Source organism: Porphyromonas sp. CAG:1061 (genome assembly GCF_000435035.1).
Classification (GTDB): Bacteria; Bacteroidota; Bacteroidia; order Bacteroidales; family Porphyromonadaceae; genus Porphyromonas_A; species Porphyromonas_A somerae.
Genome location: NZ_HF988938.1, coordinates 27,715 through 36,215, shown reverse-complemented (window position 1 = coordinate 36,215; position 8,501 = coordinate 27,715). Strand labels below are relative to the sequence as shown.

The 8,501-nt window shown below is 47.7% G+C and carries 8 protein-coding genes; 6 read left to right on the top strand and 2 right to left on the bottom strand.

The annotated features are described in order from the left end of the window. Positions 1-236 precede the first annotated feature (236 nt). The 5 genes from QVO39_RS07585 (at position 237) to QVO39_RS07565 (ending at position 3,729) form a co-directional block, all read left to right on the top strand. On the top strand, positions 237-554 hold the full coding sequence (locus QVO39_RS07585) for a helix-turn-helix domain-containing protein (protein WP_018027811.1): 318 nt from the start codon (positions 237-239) through the stop codon (positions 552-554). A gap of 5 nt (positions 555-559) precedes the next feature. After that, positions 560-1,813: a type II toxin-antitoxin system HipA family toxin gene (locus QVO39_RS07580; RefSeq protein WP_021903663.1), complete on the top strand. Its 1,254-nt coding sequence runs from the start codon at positions 560-562 to the stop codon at positions 1,811-1,813. A gap of 175 nt (positions 1,814-1,988) precedes the next feature. Then, positions 1,989-2,990, top strand: coding sequence for a helix-turn-helix transcriptional regulator (locus QVO39_RS07575; RefSeq protein ID WP_021903662.1), 1,002 nt, complete (start codon positions 1,989-1,991; stop codon positions 2,988-2,990). 36 nt (positions 2,991-3,026) lie between these two features. Beyond that, positions 3,027-3,152, top strand: a complete 126-nt coding sequence (locus QVO39_RS07570; protein ID WP_018027808.1) for a hypothetical protein — start codon at positions 3,027-3,029, stop codon at positions 3,150-3,152. After that, positions 3,145-3,729 carry a hypothetical protein gene (locus QVO39_RS07565; protein ID WP_018027807.1) on the top strand — a complete coding sequence of 195 codons (585 nt, stop codon included), beginning with the start codon at positions 3,145-3,147 and terminating at the stop codon, positions 3,727-3,729. Before QVO39_RS07570 ends, QVO39_RS07565 begins: the two co-directional genes overlap by 8 nt. 376 nt (positions 3,730-4,105) lie before the next feature. On the opposite strand, the gene QVO39_RS07560 is transcribed toward QVO39_RS07565, so the two are convergent. Together QVO39_RS07560 and QVO39_RS07555 are read right to left on the bottom strand one after the other, a co-directional pair. Beyond that, entirely contained in the window at positions 4,106-4,561 is a 456-nt protein-coding gene (locus tag QVO39_RS07560) for a hypothetical protein (RefSeq protein ID WP_021903661.1), read from the bottom strand. Continuing rightward, positions 4,551-6,725: a peptidase domain-containing ABC transporter gene (locus tag QVO39_RS07555; protein WP_021903660.1), complete on the bottom strand. Its 2,175-nt coding sequence runs from the start codon at positions 6,723-6,725 to the stop codon at positions 4,551-4,553. Before QVO39_RS07555 ends, QVO39_RS07560 begins: the two co-directional genes overlap by 11 nt. Before the next feature lie 283 nt (positions 6,726-7,008). Here QVO39_RS07555 and metK point away from each other — a divergent pair, with 283 nt between their 5' ends. Further along, entirely contained in the window at positions 7,009-8,292 is a 1,284-nt protein-coding gene (metK, locus tag QVO39_RS07550; RefSeq protein WP_021903659.1) for a methionine adenosyltransferase, read from the top strand. The last annotated feature ends 209 nt before the right edge of the window (positions 8,293-8,501 follow it).

Genomic DNA, 8,501 nt, shown 5'->3' with positions numbered 1-8,501 from the left:
GTTGCAACTCGCCGATCGCTTAGTTGCAACTCGGCAAATCACCTGCTTCAACGTCCTTTTTTATGGTGCCTTATCGGACAAGTCGGCCGGGGTCGTGAGGAGGGGGCGGTTTCCAATACACAGGGCTTCAAGCCTCGACCTGTGGCTATTTAGATCGGACCTCTGCGAGGTCCTGTTATATATCATTAAATATAGATATTGTGTATATTTGCATATTATATGATAGGTTAAGTAGTATGGCAAAGAATACGATGGGGACGAAGTTGCCCCGTAAATTGGAGCAGAAGATGCAGATTGTAGGCGAACAGATTAAGCTGGCACGGCTAAGACGAAATCTTACCATTGCACAGGTGGCAGAGCGAGCAACTTGTTCGCCCCTTACTGTTTCACGGATAGAGAAGGGGACTCCTACTGTGGCGATTGGTATTTACCTTAGGGTGCTGTATGCCCTTCAACTTGAAGATGATATCCTTTGGTTGGCCAAAGAGGATGAACTCGGTCGCCGTCTACAAGACCTGAGTATGGTGGATAGACAACGTGCTTCAAAGAAATAATGCTCATGAAAAGTTTGCTGGTATATGCTGATTTTGATTGGCTTGATGAGGTTAGGTTGGTCGGAGAATTGTCTTACGAATCGATTCGAGGGTCTGATAGCTATGGTTTCTCATTTGATAAAGAGTGGCTTCGGGATTATGGTAGTCTCTATTTGAGTGCTGACCTTAAGCCGTTTATTGGTATGCAGTACACCAAGGAGGGTAAAGAGATTTTTGGTTGCTTTTCAGACGCACTGCCAGATCGCTGGGGAAGGATGCTTTTTATGCGTAGGGAGCAAATCCAAGCGATGGAAGAACAAAGACCTCTCCATCGTATTACCTCGTTTGATTATCTCCTTGGTATTGATGACTTTTCTCGTATGGGTGGCTTTAGATTTAAGGAGGTAGCTGATGGGGAATTTATCAACAGTAGTCCGTTTTTGAGGGTGCCTCCTTTGACTGATTTAAGGACTTTGGAAGCGGCGAGCCAGGAAATAGAACAAAGCGAGGAGGCAAGCGAATTGCCAGATAAGAAGTGGTTGACACAACTATTGCAACCTGGCTCCTCGCTTGGTGGAGCTAGGCCAAAGGCTAATGTGGTAGATACTGATGGAACCTTATACATCGCTAAGTTTCCATCTAGGAAGGATGATTATGATGCAGGGTTGTGGGAGCACTTTTGTCACTTATTGGCAAAAGAGGCTGGTATTGATGCGGCTGATACGAAGGTGTTAACTACAGAGACTCCATATCATACTCTATTATCACGTAGATTTGATAGGGTGGGAGGGGGTAAGCGTATTCATTTTGCATCGGCAATGACTTTGCTGGGGTTGAGTGATGGAGACAATGCATCTAATGGTTTTGGTTACCTAGATATTGTTGATTTTATTATCCAGCATTGTACCGATGTGCAAGCGAATCTACAAGAACTATATAGAAGGGTGGCCTTTAATATCTGTATTGGTAATAGTGATGACCACTTTCGTAACCATGGTTTTTTATTGACCGCTAAAGGATGGACTTTGTCTCCTGCTTACGATATGAACCCTACGCTTAATCCATATCAAAGTCTTCTCATCAACTCCAATACGTGTGAAGCTAACTTGCACTTTTTGGCAGATGCATCTGAGGAGTATATGCTTGAGAAGGAGGTTGCTCAGCGGATTATTGATGAGGTTACGGAGACTATGAGGAGGTGGAGACAACTCGCCAATAAGCTAGGTATCCCCAGCCGTGAGGTGCTTAGCTTTGCTACCCGCTTTGACAGGGCTTTTTGACGTTGCCTTATCGGACGGGTCGGACGAAAACCTCGCAGAGGTTTTTGGATGAGAAGGCTACTCCTTTTTGGGGGGTAAATGTTAAATATGGGGTGGGTGGTAGGGTACTGCGGAGATGTTGCAGTATCATTGGGTATATTTGCCTATGAATCGTTAATGAGTAGTGACCGATTTTATGGCGAGAAGTAATAGTGGTACAGGTCGTACAAGTATAGCACGACTACTGAAGAGGTACCTATGGCTATATGATACGTTGGCTCGCTCACGTGGATTGACACGTGAGGAGATCTCTCTGCAGTGGGAGAAGTCGCCTCTCAATGAGTTGGGCGAACCGCTGTCGGAGCGGACTTTCCATGAGCATAAGAATGCGGTGATGGAGCTCTTTGAAGTGGAGATTAGCTGCAATAAAAAGGCGGGAAATAGATATACGATTGATACCAACTCTATTCGTGGTCAGAAGAAAATCAATCAATGGCTATTGGATAACTTTACCTTTAATACTCTTTTTCATCAATATCAGGATATCCATGATCGGGTGATTTTTGAGGAGGTGCCTAGCTATGATTCGGTTTATCTATTTGAGTTGCTAGACGCGATTCAGCAGAATCGTCAGATAGAGATTGAATATCAGAGTTTTGCACTTGGTGGTTCAGCTACTCTAAGGCTCTATCCCTTTGCCCTTCGGCTATTTAAGCAGCGGTGGTATCTTATTGCGAAGGAGGTGAAGGAGTCTGACCTATCGCCTTTTGGTTGCTACGATGAGGAGGGGATAGATCTCTCTACGGGGCTTAAGATCTATGGTTTGGATCGTTTGCATGGACTGACGCTCTTGGAGGAGACTTTTGAGTATCCTAAGGACTTTAATATGGAGTCGCTCTTTGAGGATTGCTATGGGATCATACTTGGCGATGACCCCTTCGAGTATATCACGATTAGGGCGACATGGAAGCAGGCCAATTATATTCGGACCCTTCCGCTGCATCATTCGCAGAAGGAGTACCCCTGTAAGGAGGATGGTAACTACGTTATTTTTAAGTACAAGCTCCGCCCTACCTTTGACCTCTTTCAGACCTTTCTATCAATGGGTGGTACGATTGAGGTGCTGGAGCCGGAGTGGGTACGCAAGGAGTTTGTGAAATGGGTCGATGACCTGTATCACCTATATAATAAGGAGTAGTAACTATAATGTATAACTTTTAAAACAAAAACTATTATGAGCGAGAACAAGGAAAAAGACTGGAAGGACACTGCAGAGACTGTACTTAAAACCATCGGTACCATTGCTTCAGTTGGTGTGAGTATCTTAGTTGCCTTGGGTGGAGGTAAGAAGAATGGGTGACGTGAAGTTTCTACCAAGAGTAGGGAGGAGCTATACTCGCTCCAGATGGGGCAAGCGTGTGATGGTGCTGGGGGAGAGTCACTATTGTGACAACCCTAGCGACGCAACTCCCAACATCACCACGAAGGTGTTTGAGTGGCAGTTTGACCGCTCTTGCGACTTTGAGGGGTGGATGAATACCTACACAAAGTTTGCAAGTGCTCTAAGTGGGCATCAGGAGGACCGCTTCTCTTCGGAAGCAGTGTGGGATGAAGTGCTCTACTACAACTTTGTCCAACAACCTCTTACTGGTCCTCGTACTGCACCTACAAAAGAGATGCTGGTGGCTTCGGAGGCAGCTTTCATAGAGGTGCTGGAGGAGTATCAGCCCGATGTGGTACTGGTATGGGGTAGAAGCCGACTTTATGACCATCTTCCCGAAGCTGGTCATCAAGGTGCTGACTGCTGTGGAGTGGAGACGTGGATTTACCCTTTGCGGAATGGCCATGAGGTGCGGGTATTGCCTGTGCAGCACCCTGCCTCAGGTTTCTCTCCAAGTGAGTGGCACCAGGTGATTGCTGCCCTGCTAAAGGAGTAGCCGCCTTATTGGACGTGTCGGGTGCTCTTTTTTTGGGGGGTATCGGACAAGTCGGACGGGTCAGACAAGTCGGACAGGTCGGACGCTTGGGTCAATGGTAAGGACCCCGGCTGAGGGGTTCCTATTAAATAGGCACAGGTCAAAGGGGCGTCAGCCCCGCATGACCTGTGTACAGATAGGCGGTCTATATCCATGACCCCGGCTGAGGGGTCAGACCTAGAGATAGGGTTTGTCCGACCCCTCGGCCAGGGTCGTGGGGTGTGGTGGTCTCCTATACACTTCGGGCTTCGCCCTCGACCTGTGCCTATTTAGCACGGACCTCTGCCGAGGTCCTTTTTCGGTGGGTGCTCGAACGTCCTGTGTATTGCTTTGGGGATCAATTGGCGATGAATAGAGAGTATAGTTTTTGGGTGAAGCTAGTGGGGGTAATGTGGAGGGTGGCGGTAAGTTCTTGGACGTGGAGAAATGTGGTGTCTGTGGGTGCTATCAGGCAATTAGCTTGGTATGTATTGATGCTGTCTACTTGAGTGATGCTGAGAAGTGTGGCGTTGATAACTCTTTCATCTGCTCGTAGCTGAATGGGAATGCCGGAAGAGTGCATTAGGTGGTTAGGTAGCTCCTCTTGGAGCTCTAGTAGGAGTACTCCCCTGATACTGTCGTTGGAGGGGGTTAGATCGCTGAGCATAGCTGTACCATTTACCTTCCGCTCGTAGGGCAGTAGGTAGGTGGTGACGATGATGCTAACTAGTGCAATAGCAATGAGTGAAAGTCCTACTACGGTAAGGCTAGAGGGTACTTTGCCTACAATATCTATCTCTTTATTACTTTTCATAGTTAGACTCCTTAAGTGCTTGTCTGTAGTATTCGCCTTTTTTCTCCATGAGCTGTTGGTGGGTACCATGCTCTATTATCTGCCCCTTGCTGAGGTATATGATTTGATCGGCCTGCTGAATGGTGGCTAGTTGATGTGCGATCACAATGATCGTTTTGCCCCTAGTGTGGCGATAAATCTGCGCTATCAATTGGGTGGCTCTATCTTTATCAAGATGACTTGTAGCTTCGTCTAAAAGTAGTATGTCTGGCTCTTTGTAGAGCATCCTTGCGATGAGTATTCTCTGTTTTTGTCCCTCGCTAACTCCTTGCCCTTCTCCGCCTATGAGGGTATTGATGCCGTGAGGGAGCTGGGCGATCCAGTTGGAGAGGCCAACTAACTGGATTACTTCTTGTAGTCGTTTTTCATCGGGTAGGATATTGGTGGGTGCGATATTCTTTGCTACGGTGTCGGAGAATAGGTAGCCATCTTGCATCACTACGCCGCACTGACTACGCCACCACTCTAGGCAGTATTGATCTAGAGGGGTGGAGCCTAGTTTTACCTCCCCTAGTGAGGCTTGGTAATAGCCTAGAAGTAGCTTGAGGAGGGTGGTTTTGCCACTTCCACTTGGTCCTACGATGGCGGTAATCTTGCCGTGAGGTATGGTGAGTGAGATATCATGGAGAGTGTCTCTTGGACTATTGGGTAGATATTTGAAGGAGAGATGGCTGAGGTGGATATCGCTCTTTATTTGACCAGTGGGGAGGAGGGAGGTATCGCTATCCTCATCCTTATGGTGGTGAATCTTTTGGACTCTATCAAGGCTGATGCTGACATCTTGCCATGAGTAGATAAATCCAATGAGTTGCTCTACGGGGCTATTGAGTTGCCCAACGATGGACTGGATGGCTAGCATCATACCGAGTGTTAGATCTCCATTGATGACGGTTGTAGCGGAGATGATGGTGATGATGACGTTGCTGACCTCTCTAATGGCTGTGCAGCCTGCAGCCTGAGTTTGTTGGAGGTTGAGGCTTTTAAGATGGACTTTGAAGAGCCCTGCTTGAGCATGCTCCCACTCCCACCGCTTTGGCTCTTCGCACCCTTGTATTTTTATCTCTTGCATGCCATTGATGAGCTGGTAGGTGACGTTGCTATTTTCGCTCTCTTTTGCGAAGAGCTGATAATCCAGTTGCTTTCGCTTTTTGAGGAAAAGGGCTTTCCATACGACATAAACTACTGTCCCGGCCACGAAGATGAGGAAGATACCCCAATGATATAGGGCGAGGACGATGCTGAATAGTAGAAATGTGAAAAGGGAGTAGAGAAGGCTGATGGGACTATAGGTGAGGAAGTTTTGCACCCTCTGATTGTCTTCAATCCTTTGGAGGAGATCGCCTAATTGTCGCTGATCAAAGAAAGCGATGGGCAGTCTCATCAACTTGATGAAGAAGTCGGAGATGAGTGATATATTGAGTCGGCTAGCGATGTGAAGTAAGATGATATCTCGGTAGAGGTCTATCGCTGTACGGCTGAATATCAGCATCAGTTGTGCGATGAGTATGAGCCATACAAAGCTGATCTGTCGCTGTCCGATACCATAGTCGACTACTGCCTGTGTGAGGAATGGAAATAGTAACTGAAGTAGTGCTACAACCCAAAGGCCTAGCATAATCTGTATGAAGAGGGAGCGGTATCGCTGTAGGTAGCTCCAGAGGAAGGTGAGTTTGCTTTGGGTGATCTTGGACGATTGTAGCAATGGTGATGGCTCTAGTAGCAGTGCAGCACCAAGACCTCCTTTGCCCCAATGGGAGATGAAGTCGCTCTCGTCATAGCATTGGTAGGCTTCTTTCGGGTTGGAGGGGTCAATGATATGGTAAGTATGCTCTTTCCTCCACTTTTTAGTTACCTTCTCAAGTAGCACGAAGCCACCATTGCTCCACGGAATGATGCAGGGGAGCTGGGCTTGGGTGGTTAATTTCTCCTTTGAAATGTGACCCCCGATACTTCTCAGTCCTAGGCTTTCAGCATGCTTGGCGAGGGTGATGAGGGTGCTTTGTGCATTCTGATCAAAAAAGGATGAGGGTAGGGTGATGTGATAGTGGGTTGCCACCATAGCTAGGCAGGCAAAACCACTATCTCCATTGATTGCGTATGAGGTGATCAATCGGCTCTTTTTCATATTGAATCGGTTGGAAGTCCAAAGTTAATCATTTTTAGAGGTTCATCTTGTGGCGGATGCCAACTATTTTGCTACCTTTGCAGAACGAAAGGAATTATTAATATTATCGCTAGATAGTCGTGGAGAGATTTGTGCTTGCTTGCAACCACGGTAAAAAATGCTAAATGAGTGACCCTACCAGTCACTGTATCTTCTGACAGACTGGTTTTTGACACCCCTTTAGCTATCTGTGGAGAGTTCTTGCCTCGTCTATTTGGCCTTATATAAGACAGATGGTTTTATTATGAGTTATTTATTTACTTCAGAGTCGGTAAGTGAGGGACATCCTGACAAAGTGGCCGACCAAATTTCGGATGCAATCCTAGACCAGTTCCTCGCTTTTGATGAGGAGAGTAAAGTGGCGTGTGAAACCCTTGTGACCACTGGGCAGGTGATGATTTCGGGTGAGTTTTCATCGCAGGCTTATGTGGATATCCCTTCCGTGGTGAGAGGGGTGATCAATGATATTGGTTACAATAAGGCGGAGTATCTCTTTGATGGCAATTCGTGTGGCATCCTCACGGCGATTAAGGAGCAGAGCCCTGATATCCACCGTGGTGTGGTGCGTCAGGACCTTGCTGAGCAGGGTGCTGGGGACCAGGGAATGATGTTTGGGTATGCCACTAAGGAGAGTGATAACTATATGCCACTCCCTATTGAGCTATCTCATACGATCCTTCAGGAGCTCTCCCGTATCCGTAAGGAGGAGCCGGACTTGATGCCTTACCTTCGCCCCGATGCTAAGAGTCAGGTGACGCTAGAGTACAACCTTGACCGCACTCCTGAGCGTGTGCATACGATTGTGGTGAGTACACAGCACGATGACTTTGTGAAGCCTCATGCGGGGCTTTCGCAGGAGGAGGCGGATAGGATCATGCAGGAGCAGATCAGGCGGGATATTCACTCTATTTTGCTCCCTCGTGTGGTGGAAAAGTACTCACCAGAGGTGCAGAAGCTTTTTGATAATAAGGTGATTCTTCACGTTAATCCAACTGGTAAGTTTGTAATCGGTGGTCCCGCTGGTGATACGGGGTTGACGGGTCGTAAGATCATTGTGGATACCTATGGTGGTAAGTCGTCGCACGGTGGTGGAGCCTTTAGTGGAAAGGATAGTTCGAAGGTGGATAGATCGGCTGCCTATGCGGCACGCTTCCTCGCTAAGAACCTTGTGGCTGCTGGAGTGGCTGATGAAGTGAAGATTCAGGTGGCTTATGCGATTGGTATTGCGGAGCCAGTAAGTCTCTTCGTGGATACCTATGGCCGTAGCAATGTGGGGTATAGTGACTCTGAGATTGCACGGAAGCTACTGGAGGTTTATGACCTTCGCCCTTACAGTATCGTGGAGTCGCTGAAGCTGAAGCACCCAATCTACAGGGAGACGTCGGCCTATGGTCACATGGGACGTACCCCTCGCAGTGTGGTGAAGCACTTCGATGACCCATACGGACAGGCTGTGGATAAGGAGGTGGAGCTCTTCACTTGGGAGCAGCTATCATTGGTAGATGAGATAAAGAAGGCTTTCTTCTAAGTCTCCCACAACGGGTTGCAAGGGCCTTATCGGACGAGTCGGACAAGTCGGACAGGTCGGATGGGTAAGGACCCCGGCTTAGGGGTCCGTGTTAAAAAGGCACAGGTCATGCGGGGCTAACGCCCCATTGACCTGTGCCTTTTTAAGAGGGACCTCAGCCGAGGTCCTTTATTTTGAGGGTGCCTTATCGGATGGGTATTTCCGAACTT